General features: G+C 67.0%; 23 protein-coding genes. 6 read left to right on the top strand and 17 right to left on the bottom strand.

Annotated elements, in window-relative coordinates; genetic code table 11:
* The first annotated feature begins 294 nt into the window (after positions 1-294).
* Together MFF07_RS16635 and MFF07_RS16630 are read left to right on the top strand one after the other, a co-directional pair.
* Positions 295-768: a response regulator gene (locus MFF07_RS16635; protein ID WP_147816592.1), complete on the top strand. Its 474-nt coding sequence runs from the start codon at positions 295-297 to the stop codon at positions 766-768.
* 162 nt (positions 769-930) lie between these two features.
* The gene (locus tag MFF07_RS16630) at positions 931-2,088 is read left to right on the top strand and encodes a Ppx/GppA phosphatase family protein (RefSeq protein WP_373322374.1); all 1,158 of its coding nucleotides are present in this window, start codon (positions 931-933) and stop codon (positions 2,086-2,088) included.
* A 1-nt stretch (position 2,089) separates the two neighbouring features.
* Here MFF07_RS16630 and MFF07_RS16625 read toward each other — a convergent pair whose 3' ends face one another.
* From MFF07_RS16625 to MFF07_RS16605, 5 genes are all read right to left on the bottom strand, one after another.
* A complete protein-coding gene (locus MFF07_RS16625; protein ID WP_147816591.1) occupies positions 2,090-2,719 on the bottom strand; it encodes a TetR/AcrR family transcriptional regulator in 630 nt (209 codons plus the stop codon).
* Between the two features lie 578 nt (positions 2,720-3,297).
* Entirely contained in the window at positions 3,298-3,699 is a 402-nt protein-coding gene (locus tag MFF07_RS16620) for a hypothetical protein (RefSeq protein WP_238232396.1), read from the bottom strand.
* Positions 3,700-3,902: 203 nt separating this feature from the next.
* Positions 3,903-5,738, bottom strand: a complete 1,836-nt coding sequence (locus MFF07_RS16615) for an NADPH-dependent assimilatory sulfite reductase hemoprotein subunit (protein WP_147816589.1) — start codon at positions 5,736-5,738, stop codon at positions 3,903-3,905.
* Positions 5,739-5,920: 182 nt separating this feature from the next.
* Positions 5,921-7,690, bottom strand: a complete 1,770-nt coding sequence (locus MFF07_RS16610; RefSeq protein ID WP_147816588.1) for a diflavin oxidoreductase — start codon at positions 7,688-7,690, stop codon at positions 5,921-5,923.
* Positions 7,691-7,801: 111 nt separating this feature from the next.
* Complete coding sequence (locus MFF07_RS16605) at positions 7,802-8,305, bottom strand: Lrp/AsnC family transcriptional regulator (protein ID WP_147816587.1); 504 nt, start codon at positions 8,303-8,305, stop codon at positions 7,802-7,804.
* Between the two features lie 274 nt (positions 8,306-8,579).
* Here MFF07_RS16605 and MFF07_RS16600 point away from each other — a divergent pair, with 274 nt between their 5' ends.
* The 4 genes from MFF07_RS16600 (at position 8,580) to MFF07_RS16585 (ending at position 13,480) form a co-directional block, all read left to right on the top strand.
* On the top strand, positions 8,580-9,389 hold the full coding sequence (locus MFF07_RS16600) for a phosphoadenylyl-sulfate reductase (protein ID WP_147816586.1): 810 nt from the start codon (positions 8,580-8,582) through the stop codon (positions 9,387-9,389).
* A complete protein-coding gene (gene cysD / locus MFF07_RS16595) occupies positions 9,389-10,339 on the top strand; it encodes a sulfate adenylyltransferase subunit CysD (protein WP_147816585.1) in 951 nt (316 codons plus the stop codon). The genes MFF07_RS16600 and cysD overlap by 1 nt, the downstream gene beginning before the upstream one ends.
* Positions 10,339-11,736, top strand: a complete 1,398-nt coding sequence (gene cysN, locus MFF07_RS16590; protein ID WP_147816584.1) for a sulfate adenylyltransferase subunit CysN — start codon at positions 10,339-10,341, stop codon at positions 11,734-11,736. Before cysD ends, cysN begins: the two co-directional genes overlap by 1 nt.
* A gap of 541 nt (positions 11,737-12,277) precedes the next feature.
* Positions 12,278-13,480, top strand: a complete 1,203-nt coding sequence (locus MFF07_RS16585; RefSeq protein WP_238232395.1) for a pyridoxal phosphate-dependent aminotransferase — start codon at positions 12,278-12,280, stop codon at positions 13,478-13,480.
* A gap of 6 nt (positions 13,481-13,486) precedes the next feature.
* On the opposite strand, the gene MFF07_RS16580 is transcribed toward MFF07_RS16585, so the two are convergent.
* The 12 genes from MFF07_RS16580 to MFF07_RS16525 form a co-directional block, all read right to left on the bottom strand.
* Positions 13,487-13,927 carry a type II toxin-antitoxin system VapC family toxin gene (locus MFF07_RS16580; RefSeq protein ID WP_238232394.1) on the bottom strand — a complete coding sequence of 147 codons (441 nt, stop codon included), beginning with the start codon at positions 13,925-13,927 and terminating at the stop codon, positions 13,487-13,489.
* A complete protein-coding gene (locus MFF07_RS16575; protein ID WP_147816579.1) occupies positions 13,924-14,208 on the bottom strand; it encodes a type II toxin-antitoxin system Phd/YefM family antitoxin in 285 nt (94 codons plus the stop codon). Before MFF07_RS16575 ends, MFF07_RS16580 begins: the two co-directional genes overlap by 4 nt.
* Before the next feature lie 85 nt (positions 14,209-14,293).
* Positions 14,294-14,854, bottom strand: coding sequence for a DUF4142 domain-containing protein (locus MFF07_RS16570; protein WP_147816577.1), 561 nt, complete (start codon positions 14,852-14,854; stop codon positions 14,294-14,296).
* A gap of 103 nt (positions 14,855-14,957) precedes the next feature.
* Positions 14,958-15,365: a hypothetical protein gene (locus tag MFF07_RS16565; protein WP_147816575.1), complete on the bottom strand. Its 408-nt coding sequence runs from the start codon at positions 15,363-15,365 to the stop codon at positions 14,958-14,960.
* On the bottom strand, positions 15,362-16,945 hold the full coding sequence (locus MFF07_RS16560) for a S10 family peptidase (protein WP_373322373.1): 1,584 nt from the start codon (positions 16,943-16,945) through the stop codon (positions 15,362-15,364). Before MFF07_RS16560 ends, MFF07_RS16565 begins: the two co-directional genes overlap by 4 nt.
* A 206-nt stretch (positions 16,946-17,151) precedes the next feature.
* Positions 17,152-17,604, bottom strand: a complete 453-nt coding sequence (locus MFF07_RS16555) for a DNA polymerase III subunit chi (protein WP_147816571.1) — start codon at positions 17,602-17,604, stop codon at positions 17,152-17,154.
* A 61-nt stretch (positions 17,605-17,665) separates the two neighbouring features.
* Complete coding sequence (locus MFF07_RS16550; RefSeq protein ID WP_147816569.1) at positions 17,666-18,835, bottom strand: glutathionylspermidine synthase family protein; 1,170 nt, start codon at positions 18,833-18,835, stop codon at positions 17,666-17,668.
* A complete protein-coding gene (locus MFF07_RS16545; RefSeq protein WP_147816567.1) occupies positions 18,835-19,470 on the bottom strand; it encodes a DUF1190 domain-containing protein in 636 nt (211 codons plus the stop codon). Before MFF07_RS16545 ends, MFF07_RS16550 begins: the two co-directional genes overlap by 1 nt.
* 34 nt (positions 19,471-19,504) lie before the next feature.
* On the bottom strand, positions 19,505-19,903 hold the full coding sequence (locus MFF07_RS16540) for a DUF350 domain-containing protein (protein ID WP_147816565.1): 399 nt from the start codon (positions 19,901-19,903) through the stop codon (positions 19,505-19,507).
* 115 nt (positions 19,904-20,018) lie between these two features.
* Positions 20,019-21,662 (bottom strand): CTP synthase, encoded by a 1,644-nt coding sequence (pyrG, locus tag MFF07_RS16535; protein ID WP_147816563.1) that lies wholly within the window; start codon positions 21,660-21,662, stop codon positions 20,019-20,021.
* Between the two features lie 228 nt (positions 21,663-21,890).
* Complete coding sequence (secG, locus tag MFF07_RS16530; RefSeq protein WP_147816561.1) at positions 21,891-22,370, bottom strand: preprotein translocase subunit SecG; 480 nt, start codon at positions 22,368-22,370, stop codon at positions 21,891-21,893.
* Between the two features lie 278 nt (positions 22,371-22,648).
* Positions 22,649-23,203, bottom strand: a complete 555-nt coding sequence (locus MFF07_RS16525; protein WP_147816559.1) for a hypothetical protein — start codon at positions 23,201-23,203, stop codon at positions 22,649-22,651.
* Positions 23,204-23,232 lie beyond the last annotated feature (29 nt).

Below are 23,232 nucleotides of genomic sequence, written 5' to 3'. Positions count from 1 at the left end.
TGTGCACCCTGTTCCGCACAAGATGCGCCCACGCCACCATCACCATCGGCCGCGGTAACCGAGAGCAACGCCTCAGTCCTGACGCAATCCCGACCGCGCCGCAAGGACCTTCTGTTAATGGACAGGCTCAACCCGGCGAATTTCGTGGGCGACGGGCGGAGGCGTTGCAAACCTGCGTCATCTCGAGTGCGCCGCCGGGTCGGCCGAGCGGTCGCGCGGGGGCAATTAGGAAAGCGCAAACGACCTCGGCCCTAGGGTGACGGCAAGCCGCCACGTCCACCGAGGATCGCGCCCGTGATCGCGACCCCGACATTCCCCGATCTCTCCGCCCTCGTCGTGGACGAGAGCCTCTACATCCGCCGCACGGTGCGCGACATGCTCCTGCGTGTCGGGATCAAGCGCGTATTGGAAGCTCCGGATGGCGCGGAAGCGCTCGGCGTGCTCGCCGAGAGCAAGCCGGACCTCACCATCCTGGACTGGGACCTCGCCATCCTGTCGGGCGAGGAGTTCATTCGTCTGGCGCGTACGCCGACGACCTCGCCGTCGCCGACGGTGCCGATCATCCTGATGCTGGCCCAGCCCCGCCGCAACGTCGTCGACCGGGCGATCTCGCTCGGCGTCAACGAGATCATCGCGAAGCCGTTCTCGCCGAAGACGCTGTGGTCGCGCCTCGACGAGGTCATCAACCGGCCGCGCCCGTTTTCTCAGGTGAAGAGCCTTCTCCGGCCGATCCCCCGCGCCAACAGCGCCGCCAAGGCGATGGTCTGACACATCTTGGCTGCCGGGGGGTGCGCGCGAAGCGATGCGCAAAGGGACGCGCAAAGGGAAGCGAAGGAGTCTTTGCGTTTCTTAACAACGCCTGTAGCGTCGTGCACAAGTTGACGGCCGGCTGCCTGCCGCAGCCGAGACCCTGAGGATCCGGCTTTGCCGATGAGGGATGAGAGCGCCGCAACCGGCCTGGCGGCCGGTTCGGCCGTGATGCCGGCTCGTACCGGTGCGATGCCGCAGATTCCGCGTGAGGGAACGGCGTTCGCCCAAGGCAGCCGTCCCGCCGCCGAATCGTCCTACGCGGATCGGCCGGCGCCCCTGCGCACGAGCCGGCGCGGGGCCTACGCCGCCCTCGATCTCGGCACCAACAATTGCCGGCTGCTGGTCGCCGAGCCGGCCTCGCACGGCTTCCGGGTCATCGACGCCTTCTCGCGCATCGTACGTCTCGGCGAGGGCCTGAGTTCCTCCGACCGGCTGAGCCCGGTCGCCATCGACCGGACGGTCGAGGCTTTGCGCATCTGCCGGGTGAAGATGGAGGCCCGCGGCGTCGTCCGCTCGAAGGTCATCGCCACCGAGGCCTGCCGGCTCGCCGTGAACGGCGCCGAATTCGTGGACCAGGTGCGCCGGGAGGTCGGCCTCGATCTCGAGATCGTCGACCGGCAGACCGAGGCCTATCTCGCGGTGACGGGATGCGCGGCGCTGGCCGACCCGAGCGCGGAATCGGTGGTGATCTTCGATATCGGCGGCGGGTCCACCGAGATCGCCTGGCTCGACGGTGCCGCGACCAATCCCTCCACCGATCCGACCCTGCGCATCCGCGCCTGGGATTCGCTCCCCGTCGGCGTGGTGACGCTCGCCGAGAAGCATGGCGGCTCCGAGGTCACGCGGATGATGTTCGAGGGCATGGTCGAGGAGGTCGGCGACCTGCTCGCGCCCTTCGCGATCCGGGCGGCGGCCGCGGCGACCGCGCCGTATTTCCACCTGCTCGGCACCTCGGGCACCGTCACGACGCTCGCCGCGATGCATCTGCGCCTGCCGCGCTACGAGCGGCGGCGGGTCGATGGGCTCTGGATGGCCGATTTCGAGGTCACCGAGGCGATCGAGGACCTGCTCGACACGCGGCTCGACCAGCGTGCGGACAACCCCTGCATCGGCCGCGACCGGGCCGACCTCGTGCTGGCCGGCTGCGCGATCCTGGAGGCGATCCGCCGGGTGTTTCCCTCCGAGCGCCTGCGCATCGCCGACCGCGGCCTGCGCGAGGGCCTGCTGATGAACATGATGCGCGAGGACGGCGTCTGGCGCCGGGGCCGTTACCGCTAGTCTACGGTCGGCGAGCCGGCGTCAGCCCTCTGAGCAGAAACGCGATCATCGCGTCGAGCGGCGGCACCGGAGCCTCGGGGCACTGGCTGACCAGTACCGGATGGCAGTAGCGCACGATCGCCGCGTGGACGCAGGCGGCGGCGAGGCCCGTATCCGCGACCGCGAACTCGCCGCGTCTCACGCCCTCACTGATGATCCGTTCGAAGACGGCGACGATGCTGTCGACGTGGTGCCGGCAAACCGCCCAGCTCTCCCTCATTGCCGCCTCGACCATCTCGTGCATGCGCGGGAACGCTTCGCAGCGCTCGAGGCAGTCGCGGTGAAGCGCGGTGATCATCTCCGAGAGGCGGTCGGCGGCGCTGAGGCCGGGCGCCTCGGCGATCGCCAGGATCAGCACCTCGACCTCGCGGGTCAGGCGGCCGACGACGGCCTCGTTGATCGCCTTCTTCGAGTCGAAGAACCGGTAGACGTTGGCGGGGCTCATCTTGAGCGTCTTGGCGATGTCGGCGACAGTGGTCTTCTGATAGCCGATCTCGCGGAACGACTGTTCCGCCGTCGCGATGATACGGCAGCGGGTCGTCGGTGCGCTCTCCTCGGCGAGTGGGTGGATCGGATCGGCGGCGATAGTCATCGGTCGAGCTTAGAGACCGAGACCGGTCGCGTCAAAAAACGACCCCTTGTCAACGCAATGACCCCGATCCGGTCCCATCGGGCCGCATGTCCGGCCTCGTACTGGTTTGCGGGCGTGGCGCAAGAGATGACGATCGAGGCCACGTACCCGCCGCGATCGGCGATATCGGCGGCTCGATCGCAACACTACGTCCGATGGCGGCCGCATGCAGATGGGGTTCACGGGCATTCGCTCGCAGATGCAGGCGCTACCACCACTGTGCAGAACCCGGCGGCGATGAGTGCTGGCTTCCTCGACGCGACGCGCGCGCGTACTGCATCACGTTCGACCCGACCCTTGACGGTCCAGGCGTATCGCCGCGAGATCGGCGTTCAGGTCGTGATGGCGCCAGATCGATGTGTCCCGCGTCCGCGACTGGGGCGGCTGCCGCACGGCCTATCGGCTACGACCGGTATCCACCTGGTCGGAAAGTACTCTAGAGCCGTATCCGATCCGATTGCATCGGCTCGGCGTCTCTAAGACTTTGTTTTGCCGCGCTTTCTTTCGACCAACCGGTATCCACCTGGTCGGAAAGCGCTCTAATAGCTCCGATTGAGCGCCTCGAGCTGGTCGGCCACCTTCTCGAAAGGCTGCTTGATCAGCACGCCGATGCAGCGGTCCACACCCATGCCGTAGAAGGACCGTCCGCTGTCCTTGAAGGACTGGCAGATGACACGCGTTCGCGCATAGGAAATGGCCGCGGAGACCGACAGCGCCACGACGATCCAGAACAGTTTCGAGCGGGCGATGGCGAAGCCCGTCTCGTCCTTGCGACTGCGCCCGCGGGCGTTGTCACCGCCGACATTGATCTGAATGTTGATCGGTTTTTGGCCATCGACCGGATAATCGCGAGTCTGCGCAATCATGCGCTGGACTTCTTCGACTGTAAATAAATTGTGATTGAGTTCTTTTGATTTAATAAGATCGACTGTTTGATCCATTTCCGCCTCGCAAGACGAAGATGCTTACCAAATCGTTATAACGGCATCGTCATCCGGCGACAGTCGAAGATTGCGATTTCAATATGTAATGTCTTGTTAAGGTTTATGGGCGTCGTTCTCGAAATTCTCGATACGGTGGCGGATTAATTTCGGGGAGATCGCGATGGATTTGTCGCGATCTCCCTAGTCGGTAATCGATCCGGTCAGGCCGCCGGCTTCAACGCGCCGATCCGCTCGTGGAAATCGGGCCCATTCGTCGTCTTGGCGACGTGGCCGGAGCGGATCAGGAAGTCTCCGAAACGTTCGCCGTTTTGCCGGCCCTTGGCGTAATCCGCAAAAAGCGGATCGAGCGTGGTCTTGATCGCCGAGGCGTCCACGTCTTCTGCATAGAGCTTGCCGAGTCGCGAGCCGTCGAAGGCGGCGCCGAGATAAAGGTGGTAGCGCTCGGGGCCGCGACCGACGAGGCCGATCTCGGCGATGTAGGGCCGGGCGCAGCCGTTGGGGCAGCCGGTCATGCGGATGGTGATCTCGTCGTCCTTGAGGCCGTTGCGCTCCAGGCTCTCCTCGAGTTCGTCGATGAGGCTCGGCAGGTAGCGCTCGCTTTCGGCGAGCGCGAGGCCGCAGGTCGGCAGCGAGACGCAGGCCATGGAGTTGCGGCGCAGCGCGCCCGCGCCCTTGGTCAGGCCGTATTCGTCGACCAGCGCCTCGATCTCCGCGCGCTTCTCCGATGGGACGTTGGCGATGATGACGTTCTGGTTGCCGGTGAGGCGGAAGTCGCCCTCGTGCACCTGGGCGATCCGGCGCAGGCCTGCGAGGAACTGCGGGCCGCCGTCGATGTCCTTCACCCGGCCCGACGGCACGTAGAGCGTCAGGTGGTGGCGGCCGTCGTCGCCCTCGGTCCAGCCGTAGCGGTCGCCGTTGCCGTCGAATCTATACGGCTTCGGGGCTTCGAGTTTCTTGTCGATGCGGTTCTCGACCTCGGCCCGGAAGGCGTCGAGGCCGTAGCGCTCGATCGTGTACTTCAGGCGCGCGTTCTTGCGGCTCTTGCGGTTGCCCCAGTCGCGCTGGACGGTCATCACCGCCTCCGCGACCTTCAGGGCATCCTCCGGCTGACAGAAGCCCATCACGTCGGCGGTGCGCGGGAAGGTGTCGGTCTCGCCGTGGGTCATGCCCATGCCGCCGCCGACGGTGACGTTCCAGCCCGTGACCTTGTTTGCCTTGTCGAGGATCGCGATGAAGCCGAGATCGTGCGCGAACACGTCGACCTCGTTCGAGGGCGGCACGGCGATGATGATCTTGAATTTCCGCGGCAGGTAGGTCTTGCCGTAGACCGGTTCGAACTCCTCCTCGCCGCCGACGACCTTCTCGCCGTCGAGCCAGATCTCGCGCCAGGCGTTGGTCTTCGGCAGGAGGCTGTCCGAGATCTCCTTGCCGAGATCGTAAGCGGTCTTGTGCGCGCCGGACTGCGCCGGGTTCGTCGCAGTCATGACGTTGCGGTTGACGTCGCCGCAGGCGGCGATGGTGTCGAGCAGGGACGAGTCGATCGCGGCCATGGTCCGCTTGAGGTTCGACTTGATCACGCCGTGATACTGGAAGGTCTGGCGCGTCGTCGCCCGCAGGGTGCCGTTGGCGTAGGTCGTGGCGATGTCGTCGAGGATCAGCCACTGCTTCGGCGTCACGACGCCGCCCGCGATGCGCAGGCGGATCATGAAGCTGTAGGCCTTGTCGAGCTTCTTCTTCGTCCGCTCGGGCCGGAGATCCCTGTCGTCCTGCATGTACATCCCGTGGAATTTCACGAGCTGTCCGTCATCGTCCGAGATCGCGCCGGTGGCGTGTTTCAGGAGCCCGTCGGCGAGGCCCCCGCGCAGGAAGCGGCTGCCGATCTTGAGATGCTCGTTATGGGCGAGCCCGGCCTCCTTGGCGGCCTGCGGGTCGTCGATCGGACGGCCGGTCGGCGGCGTCTCGTAGCGGCGTGCGCCCGAACCGGGTGTCTCGACGGCCGGGCCGTCAGCGGTATCGATCGGCTTGTGATCGTCCATGGTGATCTCTGTCGGTCACGTGTTGATCGGCTGCCGCTGCCGGACCATCTCATTCCGAGATGGCCGCGCGAGGCGGCGTCCTCGAAAACACCGTCCGGCTTCGCGGAAACCGCCGCCAAGCTCCGACCGGAGCGTGGGACGGCCTGGGACAGGCGGGACGATCGTCCCATCCGTCCGTTTTGTCAGTAAACGTCCTGCTGGTAGCGTCGGGCCCGCTCGAGCCCTGCGACATGAGCTTCCGCGTCGGCGTCGCTCAGGCCCTTATGCTTGGAGAAGACGCGGACCACCGCGGCGCGGACGTCCTTGGCCATGTTCTTGGCATCGCCGCAGACGTAGAACGCGGCGCCGCCGTCTAGCCATTCGACCAGCTCCTGGCCGTGCTGGTCGATCCGGTCTTGGACGTAGATCTTCTCGGGCTGGTCGCGGGAGAAGGCGACGTCGATCCTGCTCAGCGAGCGGTCTTCGAGGGCTTCCTGCCATTCGAGCTGGTAGAGGAAGTCGTGCGTGAAGTGCTGGTCGCCGTAGAACAGCCACGAGCGGCCGGGCGCCTCGGTGGCGCGGCGCTCCTGCACGAAGGCGCGGAACGGCGCGACGCCGGTGCCGGGGCCGACCATGATGATGTCGGTGGCCGGGTCGCTCGGCAGGCGGAAATGCTTGTTCGGCTTCAGCCGCACGCGCAGCTTGGCGCCGTTGCTGATGCGGTCGGCGACATGCGTCGAGGCTACACCGGTGCGTGCCCTGTCATGCGTCGTGTAGCGCACCGCGGCGATGACCAGATGCACCTCGTCGCCGACTTCCTTTCGCGATGAGGCTATGGAATAGGCGCGCGGCGGCAGGGGCCGGGTGATGGTGTTGAGATGCTCGGCGGTGAGCGCGGCCGGATAGGCCTCGATCAGGTCGATCAGGTGCCGGCCTTCGAGCCACGCCTTCACCTCGCCGCTCTCGATGAATTTTTGGGCATCCGTGTGGCCCGTGGCCTTGGCGAAGCGCTCCACGGTGGCGGCCGAGAGCGTGGTGATGTCGCGCTCGGAGAGCAGCGCCTTGCGCAGGGCCTCGTCGCCGGTGAGCCCGGTGGCGCTCAGGATCTCCTCGACGAGCTGCGGGTCGTTCTCGGGGTAGATCTCGAGGGAATCGCCCGGCTCGTAGGCCGGTGCGCCATCCGCGAATTCCAGCGCGAGGTGGATCGTCTCCTTCTTGGAGCGGGAGGAGTTCAGGTTCACGTGCTCGATCACCTCGACCACGACGGGATCGCGGCTCGGCTCCTCGTCCTCGTCCTGCGAAGTGCTGCGGGCGAAATCGATGGCGACGACGTTGTCGGAGGCGACCTCCGCCGGGGCCAGCGCCTTCAGCGCGCCCTTGATCCAGTCGGCGGCCGGCTTGTCGAAGTCGAGGTCGAGGTCGGCGCGGTCGTAGGCCCGCTTGCCGCCGAGCGCCTCGAAACGCGCATCGAGGTTCTTCCCGATGGAGCAGAACTCCGCATAGGAAGTGTCGCCGAGCGCCAGGACGCCGAACTCGACGCCGTCGAGCCGCGGTGCTCCGTCACCCATGAGCGCATTGTAGGTCTCGACCGCGCGGGCCGGCGGCTCGCCTTCGCCCCAGGTCGCGGCGATGGCGACGAGCTTGCCGGCGCTCTGTAGGGTCGCGATGTCGAGGTCGGCGAAGTCGATCACCTTCGGCTTGAAGCCCTGCTTCTTCGCGAGCTTGGCGACGTTGCCGGCCAGCGCCTCGCAATTCCCGGACTCCGACGCGAAGATGATCGTCAGCGGCTCGGAGGCCTTGGGCGGTGCCACGGGCTGCGCCACAGGCTGTCCGCCGGCCGCGTCGAGGCCGGCGAGGAACCCAGCGAGCCAAGCGCGCTGGATCGGTGTCGCCGCGCCGAGGACGGCGTCGAGACTCGCCCGCTCGGTATCACCGAAGGGGGCCGTGCGAGGGAGAAGAGCGTTGCGTGCCATCGTGCATGCCATGTCGTTCGCGGACGGGCCGCTGTCAACGAAGAGTTGTTCTTTTTACAGGACGACCGAGACGGAGAAAGTGTGACCTGCCGTCGCGTCGCAAAAAGAAGATTATTCTCCGACAACCGCAAGCTGCGGAGCGATGCGGCCGCGGGGAGGCGGTGCCGGCAGGGGCAGGGCCGTGGTCGATTTCACCTTCTCCATGGCGAAGCGCGAGGTCACGTTCTTCAGAGGCAGCGTGGCGATCAGGTTCTTGTAGAACAGGTCGTAGGCCCGCATGTCGGCCACCACGACGCGCAGCATGTAGTCGACGTCGCCGGCCATCCGGTAGAACTCCAGCACCTCCGGCATCGCCGCGATGTCCGACGCGAAACGCTCCAGCCATTCCTTGGAATGGTCGGACGTCTCGATAGAGACAAAGACGGTGAGCCCGAGACCGAGCTTCACGGGATCGAGCACGGCCACGCGCCGGTCGATGACGCCGTCGGCTTCCAGGCGCTGGATGCGCTTCCAGCAGGGGGTCTGCGACAGCCCGACCTGCTCGCCGATGGCGGCGATCGAGAGGGTCGCATCCTTCTGCAGGAGGGCGAGGATCTTCAGGTCGATGGCGTCCAAGAGGGCCTCTCGATAATTGGCGCCCGGCATGGGCCTTGGTTGGTGTCGGCACTGCCGGCCCCGACGTGTGCTGCGGCACCCGGCCTGAGAAGGATCTTCCGCAGAAAGGCAACGAATCGTCGCTTTTCCGGTTTCCCGCTCACGAAATGCTGCGCTGCCAGACGGCAGATCCGCACCACTGGCGCCTTGACAGTGTTCTGTATAGCGAACATGTCAGGTCGTAGACAACCGGGTCAAGCTCAAGCGGCAAAAAGACATCTACGGACACACCGATATGACCGTCGCTCTCGCACAGCAGGCCGAGAGGCTCGCCGCACGGATGGCGGGGCTCGATCTCATCGCCCGCATCCGCCTCGTGGAATCAGAACTCTCCGGCCGCCTCGTCTTCACGACGAGCCTCGGCATCGAGGATCAGGTGGTCACCCACGCGATCGCGATGGCCAAGGGACGCACCGAGATCGTAACCCTCGATACCGGCCGCCTCTTTCCCGAAACATACGATGTCTGGGCGGAAACCGAGTCGGCCTACGGCATCCGCATCCGGTCCTACGCACCCGAGCGGAAGTCCGAGGAGGCCTTTGTCGCGGCCGAGGGGATCAATGGCTTTCGCCATTCCGTCGCGGCGCGGCAGGCCTGCTGCGGCTTCCGCAAGGTCGAGCCGCTTGGCCGGGCGCTGGACCAAGCCGCAGGCTGGTTCACCGGCTTGCGCGCCGGGCAGTCGGCAAACCGCGCCGACACGCCGCTCGCCGAGGCCGACGACGATCGCGGCTTGATCAAGGTCAATCCGCTGGCGGATTGGACCCGGGCGCAGGTCGACGCCTTCGTCAAGGACCAGTTCATTCCTTACAACGCGCTCCACGATCGCGGTTTTCCCTCGATCGGCTGTGCGCCCTGCACCCGCGCCGTGAAGATCGGCGAGGATGAGCGGGCCGGGCGCTGGTGGTGGGAACAGGAATCCAAGAAGGAGTGCGGGCTGCACCTCCACGCGCCCGAGGCCGATGTCGAGCCGGGCGAGGAGCCGGCGGCGTTCGAGGAGCCGGCACGCGCCGCATCCTCACGGGACAACAGAAGGGAATTGGTTTGATGAGCGGCGCCATTGCCGAAAAACCGTCGGGTCTGGCCACGCCCTCGCGGGCGCGCTTGACGCATTTGCAGCGTCTCGAAGCCGAGAGCATCCATATCTTCCGCGAGACGGTCGCCGAGACCGAGCTTCCGGTGATGCTCTATTCGATCGGCAAGGATTCGTCGGTGCTGCTGCATCTGGCGCTGAAGGCGTTTGCGCCGGGCAAGCTGCCGTTCCCGCTGCTCCACGTCGATACGACCTGGAAGTTCAGGGAGATGATCGCCTTTCGCGATCGGCGGGTGAAGGAGCTTGGGCTCGAGCTCATCGTTCATACCAATCAGGACGGGATCGCCAAGGGCATCGGCCCGTTTAGCCACGGCTCGGAAGTCCATACCGACGTGATGAAGACGCAGGCCCTGCGGCAGGCATTGGACAAGTACAAGTTCGACGCGGCCTTCGGCGGCGCCCGCCGCGACGAGGAGGCCAGCCGCGCCAAGGAGCGCATCGTCTCGCTGCGCAATGCGCAGCACCGCTGGGATCCGAAGCGCCAGCGCGCCGAACCCTGGCACCTGTACAATTACAAGAAGCGGCGCGGCGAGAGCTTCCGCGTGTTTCCGCTCTCGAACTGGACCGAGCTCGATATCTGGCTTTACATCGAGCAGGAAAAGATACCGATCGTGCCTCTCTATTTCGCGGCCGAGCGCCCCGTGGTGGAGCGCGACGGCCAGCTCATCATGGTGGACGACGACCGCCTACCGCTGGAGCCCGGCGAGACCGTGCAGAACCGGCTCGTCCGGTTCCGCACGCTGGGCTGCTACCCGTTGACCGGTGCCGTCGAGAGCCCGGCAACGACGTTGCCCGAGATCGTCGGCGAGACGCTGGCCGCCCGCACCTCGGAACGTCAGGGCCGCGTCATCGACAAGGACGGCTCCGGTGCCATGGAGCGTAAGAAGCAGGAGGGCTATTTCTGATGACCATCCATCAGTCCCCCGAGGCCTTCGGCTACGAAGCCTTCCTGCATACGCACCAGAACAAGGAAGTCCTGCGCTTCATCGCCTGCGGCTCCGTCGACGATGGTAAGTCGACCCTGATCGGCCGCCTGCTTCACGACACCAAGCAGATCTTCGACGACCAGGTCACGGCGTTGCAGCGCGATTCGCGGAAGCACGGCACGCAGGGCCAGGAGATCGACCTCGCCCTCCTCGTCGACGGCCTGCAGGCCGAGCGCGAGCAGGGCATCACGATCGACGTGGCCTACCGCTTCTTCTCGACGGAAAGCCGCTCGTTCATCGTCGCAGACACGCCTGGCCACGAGCAGTATACCCGCAACATGGCGACTGGCGCCTCGACGGCCGACGTGGCCGTGATTTTGGTGGACGCCCGTCAGGGCCTCACGCGCCAGACCCGGCGCCATGCCATCCTAGTCTCGCTGCTAGGCATCAAGCGGGTGGCGCTGGCAGTGAACAAGATGGACCTGTCCGGCTGGTCGCAGGACACCTTCGACCGCATCGTCGCCGGCTTTCGCGAGTTCGCCGCCCCCCTAGGTTTCAACGAGATCCGCCCGATTCCACTCTCGGCCAAGAACGGCGACAACGTCGTCCTGCCGGGCACGGCGGCGACCTGGTACACCGGGGGACCGTTGCTGCGTTACCTCGAAGAAGTGCCGGTCAAATCCGAGGAACGCGCCGCGCCGTTTCGCCTTCCGGTGCAGTGGGTCAATCGGCCCAATTCCGAGTTCCGCGGCTTCTCGGGCCTCATCGCCTCGGGCTCGGCCGCGCCGGGCGACAAGGTCGTAGTCTCGCCATCCGGCAAGACCTCGACCATCGCGCGGATCTACACGGCCGACGGCGACTTGCCGCGTGCCAGCGAGGGCCAGTCAGTGACGATCGTGCTTGCCGACGAGGTCGACGCCTCGCGTGGCGCGGTGATCGCTACCGCCGACGCGCCGCTGACCGTCACTGACACGCTCGACGTCCGCCTGTTCTGGGCTTCCGAGACCGACCTGATCCCGGGCGCGAGTCTCTGGGCCAAGATCGGCACCGTCACCACCAACGCCGTGGTCAAGGCGGTTCGTAGCCGGATCGATCTGGAGACGGGGCAGACCGTGGCGGCCGACAAGCTCGGTATCAACGACATCGGCGAGGTGACGCTGAATCTCGATCGCGAGGTTGCCGTCGATCCCTATGCCGACAACCGCGACACCGGCTCGCTCATCCTTATCGATCGCGAAACCACCGACACGGCGGCGCTCGGTCTCGTGAAGGCGTCGATCGCTGTCGAGCCAAGGGGCGACGAGACGAAACGCAAGGGTGCGCCCGCATCGGGCGGTTTCCTCTCGCGGCTGCGCTGGGTATTCGGAGGCATCTGAGCCTGGGTCCGATCGAGACCGCGCCGAATCGACGCGTCTCGCGTGATAGGGGACGCGTACCGTTAAACCGGAATCATGGGACGGGCGTCCCGCCTGTCCCATGCTGTCCCACGAGCGGGCGATCGTTTGGACACCGAAGTTTCGGCTGATTCCGTTTGAAGGCTCGCGTTCCAGTGCCCGGATGATCCGGTCGATATGGGTCGCCTTGGCGGCGACACCAACCGATCATCGGACGACCTCGGTCCTTCGAATGTCGGGCCCTGGGCCTTGGGCTGGCTTTCGCAATCCGGGTGACGCTGGCCAAGCCGGCGGATTTGCGCTCCGTGCGGTCGCGTCGGTGGCGCAAAGCGTGGCCGACAGCAGCTCCCGTCATGCGCCGATCGCGCGTGCCGCCTCGTCCAGACGCCGGCATCCGACACGCGACAGGCACCTCGGAGCGCTGGTTCCCCAAGCTCTCGCCTTGCTGGCTCGGTCGCCCGCGACTACGGTCCGCGCCGCTGAGAGGCCCGGGCGACGGGCCCGATCCACCGGAGCCCTCCCCATGGCCCTCCTGGCCGATGCCCTGTCGCGCGTGAAGCCGTCAGCAACCATCTTGATGACTCAGAAGGCTCGTGAGCTGAAAGCCTCGGGCGTCGATGTCATCAGCCTCTCGGTGGGCGAGCCCGATTTCGATACGCCCGACCATATCAAGCAGGCGGCGGTCGAGGCGATCGCCCGCAACGAGACGCGCTACACGCCCGTGTCCGGCATCCCGGCGCTGCGCGAGGCCATCGTCAAGAAGTTCAAGCGCGAGAACGGGCTCGACTACAAGATCTCGCAGACCATCGTCGGCACCGGCGGCAAGCACATCATCTACAACGCACTGCTCGCCACGCTGAATCCCGGCGACGAGGTCGTGATCCCGCGGCCGTACTGGGTCTCCTACCCGGAGATGGTCGTGCTCTGCGGCGGTACCCCGGTCTTCGTCGAGACCGACATGGCGCACGGCTTCAAGTTGCAGGCCGAGGCGCTCGAGCGCGTGCTGACGCCGAAGACCAAGTGGATCATCCTGAACTCGCCTTCGAACCCGTCCGGCGCCGCCTATGCGCGCGACGAGATGAAGGCGATCACCGACGTCCTGCTGCGCCACCCGCAGGTGCACGTCCTCACCGACGACATCTACGAGCACCTGACGTACGGCGATTTCGACTTCGTCACGCCGGCCCAGGTCGAGCCCGGCCTCTATGGCCGCACGCTGACGATGAACGGGGTCTCGAAGGCCTACGCCATGACCGGCTGGCGCATCGGCTACGCCGCCGGTCCCGAACCGATCATCAAGGCGATGGACTTCGTCCAGGGCCAGCAGACCTCGGGCGCCTGCTCGATCTCGCAATGGGCCGCCGTCGCGGCCCTCGACGGACCGCAGGACCATCTCGCCCGTTTCCGGGACGCCTTCCAGGGCCGGCGCGACCTCGTCGTGTCGATGCTGAACCAGGCCCGCGGCCTGACCTGTCCGACGCCGGAAGGCGCCTTCTACGTCTACCCGTCCTGTGCCGAACTGATCGGCAAGCGTACCGAGAACGGCACGGTGATCGAGACCGACCAGGACTTCGTCACCGAGCTTCTGCAGGTGGAAGGTGTCGCCGCGGTCCACGGCTCGGCCTTCGGCCTCGGCCCGAACCTGCGGATCTCCTACGCGACCTCGAACGCCGTGCTGGAAGAGGCCTGCACGCGGATCCAGCGCTTTTGCGGATCCTTGCGGTAAGTGGCTTTAGCTCGTTGGCCAACGATCGACCCATGGGTTGAACAGCAGCACGCGCGCCCGTCGATAGTCTTCGGTATCGCGTGTCACCACAGTCAGGCCGTGCCGAAGTGCTGTCGCGGCAATGATGAGATCCGGCTGAGAGAACGTATGCCTCGCCTTGCGGCCATCCTCGACCAGAAGCCGCCACGTCAGCATCGCGTCTTCGCTAACCGCAAGCACTCGCTGCCCAAATGTCGGCCTGACCTCGTGCATCAGCCACGCGTTGAGTTCGGCTCGGCGTCCCGCGTCAGAAAGCTGCTCGATCCCAAAGCGAATTTCGGCGAGCGTGACCGTACTGACGTGAAGCGACTCCAGAGGCTGAGCCGATACGAAGGCTACGACTTTCTTCTCCGGGCGTGGCCGGCGTAATTCCGATAGGATGTTCGTATCCAACAACCAGCCCGTCATAGCACAACGTGGCGTATGGGCATGGCATTGCGCTCGGGTTCGATCTCGACCTCGCGGTAGGGAGATGCCTGAACTGCAGCGACCAGACTTTGGCCGCTTCGATCACCGTTCAAGCGCTGAAATTCTTCTGCGGAGATGACGACTACTTGGTCGCGGCCGTGCACCGTGACGTGTTGGGGGCCCTCACTCCGAGCGGTTCGCACCAGTTCGCTGAAACGGGCTTTTGCGTCCTGTAGCCGCCAGCGTCGCCGCTCGCCCGCAAATCTCGATATTCTGGTCATGCTGACCAGAATATCAAAGCATGATGAGGTAGCAAGCGGTCGGTTTCGGCGGAAATCCGGTCGTCCGGTTCCCGCCGATCCGTCCCTATCTCTGCAGGTCCTGCGCCAACTTGAGATGCTCCTCCAAGTGGGGCTGCGTCTTGGCGGCCCAGGCCTTCAGATCGGCGTTCTCGCCGCCCTCCGCATAGCGCTTGAACAGGTCGACGGCGGTCTTGTGCGCGCTGACCTGATCGGACTGGAACTGCTTGGTGAAGTCGTCACCCTTCAGGCCCTTGAGCTTGTCGATCTTGCTCTGGTGCGTGCTGTCGAGGGCGGTGGGGAGTTCGGCCTTGATCTTGCCGCCGGTGACCAGCGCCTTGAGCTCGTCCGTCGTCTTCGAATGATCCGCAACCATCTGCTTGGCGAAGGTCTTGGTCTTGTCGTCCGCACGCTCCTCGGCGAGCTGGCTCGACTGCTTCTCGAACATGTCGCTGATCGCGACGGCCGTGACGAAATCCTGGGTCGTCGGGCTGGCGCCGATCAGGGAATTCACGCCGGTCTGCTCGCCGACGGATTTGGTCTGCTCGCCGACCGTCTTGTTGCCGGTCTCGGCGAGAACGGGAGTCGCGAGCAACAGGCAGGCGGCTGCGAGGGCGCGTTTTTTCATGACGATATCTCCTCGGTTGTATGCCCGGGAAACCGAGGGAGCCCGATACCGTTCCTGAGAAATTCGCCGGACGCGCCGATGCCACACAGACGATCCGGGTCGCCTACGACTTCACGATCCGGTCGAGCTTGTTGTTGACGAAGAAGTACAATTCCTTCGCGCCCGGCTCGTTGTAGAGCACCTGAACCTCGCGGCCCGAGCGGCCCTCGCCGACGAGGACGTCGGTGGGCGGCCGGCCCTTGAGGCGGACGAGTTCGCATTCGCCGATACCGGGCGCGATGGCGCTCGCAGCCGTCGGCACGGCGCCGGTGCAGGTGCCGCCGCCATCGAGGACCGGGCCGCTGAAGGCCGGCGCAGAAGGCGCGGTCGGCGGAGCAAGGGCAGCCTGCGGCGCGGCGCTGGCTTGCGGCGGCTGGCGTGCCGACGCGCGATCCTCGGTGCTCGTGCAGGCCCCGAGCAGGCCGAGGCTCGTCGCGGCGAGCAGGATTAGGAGGTGCTTGGGGCGGATCAAGGGGTCGGGCGCTCCTGTGTGCCGTCGCGCGCGGTGCCCGGTGTCCGCGCGGCGCCGTCGGACCGGGCCTGGAGGGCGCGCGCGAACATGTCGGCCGCGTCGGCATGGAAGGCGGCCCGCGAATCCGCCCTCGCATAGAACATGTGGCCGCCCGGATAAACGGCGAGCTTCAGGCGCTCACCACCGCCATAGGCCGGCATCTGGTCGATCAGAAGCTTCGAGGTGAAGTACGGCGTGACGAGGTCGGTGTAGCCGTGCGCCACCAGCACCCGCAGCGACCCGTCGAGAGACAGGATGCCCTTGAGCGCGCCCATCACTTCGGGAGCGCTGCGGCCCGAACCCCAGGACCAGCCGCGGTTCACGGCTCCGTTGAGAAGCTCGTAGCGCATGTTGGTCACGCGCCAGTTCAACGTCTTCCCGTAGAGCTCGACCATCGCGCTCGTCAGCGGGGCCTGCAGGGCCGTAAGCACGGGATCCTCGAAGCCCGAATGCGGTGCGGTCGGGTCCGGGTCCCAACCGGTGACGGAGGTGTCGTAGGCCGACGACACGCGGCCGAGATCGCGGCCGATCTCGCGCTGATAGCTGTTGGTCGTCGGGCGCCCGGCCTGGCGCCGCGTCGTCTCGGGATCGAGGCCGGTCAGGGCCGACACCCGGCCGGAGAGACGCGCGACGGCCTCTGTATCGCCGGGGCCCTTCAGGAGGTCGGTAAGATAATCGCCCGCAGCGTAGCGCTCGGCCTCCGCCATCAGGCTCCGCGTCGGCACCGCACCCGAGCGCTCGAGCGCCGCCGCGGCCAGCGAGGGCAGGCGGGTGACGAAGCCCCAGGGCGTGGTGCGGGCCGATTGCAGCCAGGCGAAGTCGAGCACAGGCGACAGCAGCACGAGGCCCGAGAGCCCGACGCCGATCTCCTCCTGCAGCTTGCTTGCGATCAGCGGACCGCGAAAGCCGCCGTAGCTCTCGCCGACGTAGAATTTCGGCGAGGCCATGCGGTCGTTCTGGCGCAGGTAGCGGGCGATCGACGAGGCGAGCACCGAGGCGTCGCCATCGACGTTCCAGTAGCTCTTGCCGTCGCCGTCGGCGGCGCGGCTGTAGCCGGTGCCGACGGGGTCGATGAAGACGAGATCGGTGAAGTCCAGCCAAGTCTCGGCGTTCGGCTGCAGCGCGATCTTTTGCGACGGGCTGATGCTCGTTCCGTCGGTCGGCAGGCGCCACGGGCCGAGCGCGCCGATGTTGAGATAGGCCGACGCCGCGCCCGGGCCGCCATTGATGGCGAAGCTCACCGGCCGGCTCGCGACGTCCTTGGCATCACCCTTCTTCACGTAGGCGATGAAGGCGATCTCGGCCTGGAGCTTTCCGGATTCGTCGACGAGGCCGAGGCTGCCGGCGGTGGCGGTGAAGTCGATCGTGCGGCCGCCGGGCAGGGCGAGGCTGTGCTCGGTGAAGGAATCCGCCGGCAGCTTGCGGCCTTCGCGGGTCTCGCTCCCGCGCTCCGGGGCCTTGCGGGCGGCCTCTGGTGGGCCGTGCGGCGACGATTGGGCGATGGAGGGGAGGGGCGTGAGGGCTATCAGAGCCGCCACCACTGTCGAACGCGCGCCTCTCCTCCCCCTTGTTGGGAGGAGTTGGAGGTGGGGTTGGTTCCGCCTGCCGCTACCGAAACAAGCGGAGCCATCCCCACCCTCGATCCCTCCCCACAAGGGGGAGGGAAGGCGCCAGCGTCTGCCGGTGGGCACATTCGTCATCCGGTCGTCCCGATCTGTCTGTGCTGCGGGCGGACCCGCAAAAAACGTCAAGCCTTCTTGCTCCACCGGCCATTCTCGTCCTGCTGCCAGTAGGCGAGGGTGTGGCCCTGCTCCTTGGCGCCCTTCCACTGCTCGCGGGCGTGGGCGAGGGCATCGGAATCGGTGCCGTCGAACAGGATGCAGATGCGGGCGTAGGCGTTCGCATCCGGCGGTAGGGCCGCGCCCTCGACGAGGAAGCGGATCGCGGCGGCGTTGGGGTTGGTCTCGCGCAAGGTCAGCACCACCGGCTGCGACGCGGCATCGGGGTCGCGCTCGGTGCCGTGGGGCAGGAAGCTGTCGTCGGAATAGGTCCAGAGGCCGTCGTCGAGGGCCGACATCCGCTCCTCGCTCATCACCTGGATCGCGGCCTGCCAGCCCCGCTCCAGCGATTTCTCGACGAGGCTCGGCAGCACCTTTTCGAGGGGCTGGCGCTGCAGGTGATAGAACAGGATCTCTGTCACGATGGCCCCATCATAGCGCGGAACGGCGCGTTCTGCAGCGGCATGATCCGGCCTCGCGGCCTCAGGCCGCGGGTTCGATGTAGTGGGGCACGAACAGCGCGTCGTTTCCGGTGATGGCACCGCGGCCCTCGCGGATGCAGAGGCCGGCCGGCGCGTCGCCGACGATCCAGGAACCGATTACCGGGCGGCGGCGATCGTCGAACAGGGGCAGTTCGGCGAGCGCCTGCCGAATCCAGCCTTCGCCGCCATAGGGCCCCGGCTCCTGCGCCAGCACGGTGCCTTCGCGAACGATCGCGATGTTCGAGCCCTCCCGCGAAAAGACGGGTTTTCGCACGTAGGAATCGCCGAGGCCGGCTGCCTGCGGATCGTCCTCGAAATAGGCCGGCAGCAGGTTGGGGTGGCCGGGCTCCTGCGCCCAGAGATGGGGCAGCAGCCCCTTGTTCGAGAGCACCGCCTTCCAGGGCGGCTCCAGGAAGCGCGTCGGGCTCGTCGCCACGGCGCCAGCGAAGGCATCCTCAAAGGCCCATTCCCAGGGATAGAGCTTGAACAGCCGGTCGATCGCCGCCCCGTCCGGTGCGCAGAAGCGGCCGTCGGCCGCCAGCCCGATCTCGGAGAGGTCGAGGAAGCGCGTGGCGTGGCCGGCCTGGATCGCGCAATCGCGCAGATACTCCACCGTCCCGCGATCCTCCGGCGCGTCGGCCTCGGCGGCGAAGGCGGTGAGGCCGGCTGGCGGCAGGTCGCGAAAGCGGGCGATCAGCCGTTCGTGGACGGCGTTGAACTGGTCGCTGCCGGCCGGCAACTGGCCGTCGCGCAGCAGCTCTTCCAGCCAGAGCCACTGAAACACGCCCGTTTCGTAGAGGGCGGTCGGCGTGTCGGCGTTGTATTCGAGGAGCTTGGCCGGGCCGGTGCCCCCGTAGGAGAGGTCGAGCCGGCCGTAGAGGCTCGGATCGCCCCGCCGCCAGCTGTCGCGGACGGCGTCCCAGGCGCCCTCCGGGAGACGCAAGGCGGCCAGGATCCGCTCGTCCTCGACGGCGCGGGCCGTGAAATCCAGGCAGAGGGCATGGAGTTCGCCGCTCGGCCCCTCGATGTCCTCCTCGATCTCACGGAGCGTGAAGGCGTAGGCGTGGCTCTCGTCCCAATAGGGCGCGTCGTCGAGGGTGTGGAACACGAAGCCGTTTTTTCGCGCGGTCTCGCGCCAGTCCACGCGTTCGCCCGTCGCAATCCGGCGCATCAGCCGCCGCCGAAGAAACCGCGCGACGACAAGGAGAACGACCGCCCCGTGCCGCCGAACCCGCCGAACGACGATCCGCGCAAGGCCGCCGACGACACCCGCGCCGCCGAGGACCGGCCGCCGCCGGTCGTCCAGATGCGGGCGCCCGATCCGGTGCAGTAGCCGCCCCCGCCATGCACCCCCGCATGCGCCTCGTCCTGTGGGGCATGGTCGTAGACTGGCTGGGGTGCCAGGTTCTGGGCGGCCGCGGCGCCGATCACGTAGCCGGCCATGAGCGGCAGGAATTGTCCACGCGCGTCCTCGGTGATGCTCTCGCCGGTCACGCAATGGCCGGGGCCGTGATGGGCCTCGCATTCACCGCTCGAGGCATAGCGCGGCGCGGCCGTCGGGTAGAGCGCGCGGGCGGTCTCGTACGCGCTCTGGCAGTCCGGCGCGTCGCGAAGGCGCGCATTGATGCAGTCGGAGGGGGCTGGATAGACCCGGACGTCCTCCTCGTCCTGCGACGGATCGAGGTGGGCGAGGCCATAGGCCATGACGCCCGCGCCCGCGAGCAACACCAGGGACACGGTGCGCGAGCGCTTCACCGGCGGCGTCGCCGCATCGACGACCGGAGGTCTCGTCCGTTGCTGCGTCATCCGGATACCGCCCGAACCGTGACCGACGGCAAGATCAATACGACATCGCGGCGGCGTTCACGATCCCGCCCGCGAGGGAGGCGGAGCCGAGCAGGATCGCGGCGGCGGTTTCGTTGTCCTCGATCCGGCGGGACAGGTCCGGCAGGACGATTCGCATCAGCCAGTAGATCAGGATCTGGACCACGAGGGCGACGAGGCCCCAGACGAGGCAGTCGAGGATCGATTGCGCGTTGCGGATCGCTACCGAGAGCGGCAGGGCGTAGCCGACGAGGCTGCCACCGAGGCTGAGCGCGGCGGCGACGTTGCCGGCGCGGATCAGCGCCACCTCCCGATGCGCCGTCGCGGTCAGGTAGACCGCGAGGTAGAGCGCGACGAGGACGAGCGCGGCGGCGAAATAGGCGAGGAAGGCGGGCAGCCCGGAGATCACGTGCATCGAGCTGCCTCCAGTTTTGTTTGTCCAATTGGCCATGAATGGCCAATTGGATCCGCCGCATCGGCGGCGGCGCGCATTCGCGCTTGCCGACGGCCGGCTGCAGCGGCCGTCGGTATCAAACCAGTCGGCTCTGCTCGACGGCCGCGGCGACGAAGCTGGAGAAGAGCGGGTGCGGCTCGAACGGCCGCGACTTCAGCTCCGGATGGAACTGCACGCCGACGAACCAGGGATGACCCTCGTGCTCCACCGTCTCGGGTAGCAGCCCGTCCGGCGAGAGGCCGGAGAAGCGCAGGCCCTTGGCCTCCAGCCGCTCGCGATAGGCCATGTTGACCTCGTAGCGGTGGCGGTGGCGCTCCGAAATGTTGGTGTCGCCGTAGATCTTGGCGATGCGCGTGTCCGGCGCCAGCGTCGCCTTGTAGGCGCCGAGCCGCATGGTGCCGCCGAGGTCGCCCTCGGCCGCACGCTTCTCCAACGCGTCCCCCTTCATCCACTCGGTGAGCAGGCCGACCACCGGCTCGGTGGTGGTGCCGAATTCGGTGGAGTTGGCCTCGGTGATGCCTGCCAGCGACCGGGCAGCCTCGATCACAGCCATCTGCATGCCGAAGCAGATGCCGAAATACGGGATCTTTCGCTCGCGGGCGTAGCGGGCCGCGCGGATCTTGCCCTCGGCGCCGCGTTGGCCGAAGCCGCCGGGCACCAGGATGCCGTGCAGGCCTTCGAGGAAGGGCGCGGGGTCCTCGCGCTCGAACACCTCGGCCTCGATCCATTCGAGGTGGACGCGCACGTTGTTGGCGATGCCGCCGTGGGTGAGCGCCTCGGTGAGCGACTTGTAGGCGTCCTTGAGCCCCGTGTACTTGCCGACGATGGCGATGGTGACCTCGCCCTCGGGGTTGCTGACCCGGTGGGAGATGGTGCGCCAGCGGTCCAGGCTCGGCTCGCACTCGGCGTCGAGGCCGAAATGTTCCAGCACCTCGCGGTCGAGACCGGCGCCCCGGTAGGACAGCGGCACGTCGTAGATCGAGGGCACGTCGAGGGCGTCGATCACCGCCGTCTCGCGCACGTTGCAGAACAGCGCTAGCTTACGCCGCTCCTCGTTCGGGATCGGCCGGTCGCAGCGGCAGAGCAGGATGTCGGGCTGGATGCCGATCGAGCGCAGCTCCTTCACCGAGTGCTGCGTCGGCTTGGTCTTGAGCTCGCCGGCCGACGGGATGAACGGCAGCAGCGTCAGGTGGATGAACAGGCAGGTCCCGCGCGGCTGCTCCTGGCCGAGCTGGCGGATCGCCTCGAAGAAGGGCAGGCCCTCGATGTCGCCCACCGTGCCGCCGATCTCGACGAGAACGAAGTCGTAGCCCTCGTTGCCGTCGAGCACGAACGCCTTGATGGCGTTGGTGACGTGCGGGATCACCTGGATCGTCGCGCCGAGGTAGTCGCCGCGGCGCTCCTTGGTGATGATGTCCTGGTAGATCTTGCCGGTGGTGATGTTGTCGGCGCGGCTCGCCGGCAGGCCGGTGAAGCGCTCGTAATGGCCGAGGTCGAGATCGGTCTCGGCGCCGTCGTCGGTGACGAAGACCTCGCCGTGCTGCGTCGGGCTCATCGTGCCCGGATCGACGTTGAGATAGGGGTCGAGCTTCCGCAGGCGGACGCGGTAGCCACGGGCCTGGAGCAGGGCCGCCAGCGCGGCCGAGGCGAGCCCCTTCCCGAGCGACGACACGACGCCGCCGGTGATGAAGACGTACCGCGTCGTAATCCCAGGCGTCATGTATTGCGTCATGGGCCTCGGCTCATAAACGGGGTTTCACGATTCGCCAAACCGCAAAGGTCGACCCGCCGCGATGCCCATCGGGCACGCGTTACGGGGCCATGCCGCTGACGACGTTGAGGATTCCGTGCGGGCCTCGGGCCCGGATCGGCCGGCCTATGCGCCGGCCGCAATTCTCTTTCGCAACCCGAAGGTCCGCCGCGCGACCTTGGCCGCGCCGTACCGACCTCAGCGCGACTGAGGCGCCTCGGGCGTCGCCGGTGCCGGAGCGGCCGGCGCAGTCTCGACCGGGGCTGCCGGCGCAGGAGGAACTTGCGCGGCAGGTGCCGGGCTCTGCGGTGCGGGGGTGCCGTCGGCCGGCTTGCCGCCCTGCTGGCGCAGAGTGTCGAGCAAGTTGTCGGCGTTGGCCGGCTGCTTCTCGGTCTGGCCCGGCTGGGCCGTCCCGTCGTCGAGGATCGAGCGCGGCGCGGCCGTGTGATGCGCCACGATCGCCAGCGAGATGCTGGTGGCGAAGAACAGGGCGGCGAGGATCGCGGTGGCCCGCGTCAGCGCGTTGGCCTGTCCGCGTCCGGTCATGAAGCCCGAGACGCCGCCGCCACTGCTGCCTCCGCCGCCGAGGCCGAGGCCGCCCTCGGAGCGCTGCAGCAGCACCGTGACGATGAGCGCCAGGACGATGAAGAGGTGGACGACGATCAGGACGGTCTGCATCGGGGTTCCGGCAAGTCCGCGATCACGGACGCAATCAGGCGATCGGCAAAGCCGACGAACCGCCCGGAGGCGTGCTCCGTTCGGTGAGGCCGGCTCCTACACCAGTTGGGGACCAGCGCCAACCTGCGCCAGGGCCGGCGAACAGGACAGGCGTTTCACCGTCCGTTTTACAGTCATTGCGGGACCGATAGCGATCAGCGCGTCCACGTCATTGCTTCGCTGCGCTCGAAATGACGGAATGTGAACGACGGACAGCAGTGCGCGTATGGATCCGTTCCTCAGCCTTCCTTGCCGATGCCCAATCCACGGAGGATATCGCCGATCGGATCGATCTTCTGCGAAGCCGAGGGCGTCGCCCGGGAAGCGACCTGGGTCTCGCCGGAGGCCGTCGAAAGGGACTGCTTCGTCGCCGTCTCACGCTCGCGAGCAGCGGCGGCGCGGGCGATTTTGCGACGGCGTGCCTGCTCGGCCTTCTGTGCAGAGGCCTGCAGCGAGACGTGGCGTACGGGCGGCGTAGCGACGACAGCGGCGGGAGCCGCGCTGTCCTGAGTCACTGGCGCTGCCGTATCTGCGACTGCGAGCACGACCGGCGCCTCGACGGGAGCCTGCGATTTCGCAGGCGGGTCGGCCCAGGCCGTCACCGCGGCCGGGGTCGCGGCGGCCTCGACGGCCGGCGCGATCTGCACCGAGGCCGTGCGGCGCGGCTGTCTCGGCTGATGATCGCTCGCATAGGGGAAGGGCGAAGCCGCCACCAACCCGGTGAGCATGATCGCAGAGATCGCGAGGGTTGATTTCAAGTGGATCATGACCGGAAAACTCACGGTCAAGCTCATGGTTCCGCTTGCCCGGCGCAGATTCCTGC

The sequence above is a fragment of the Methylobacterium thuringiense genome (genome assembly GCF_022179645.1).
GTDB lineage: Bacteria > Pseudomonadota > Alphaproteobacteria > Rhizobiales > Beijerinckiaceae > Methylobacterium > Methylobacterium thuringiense.
Note: the sequence above shows the minus strand (reverse complement) of the source record. Positions and strands in the feature narration are given on the sequence as shown.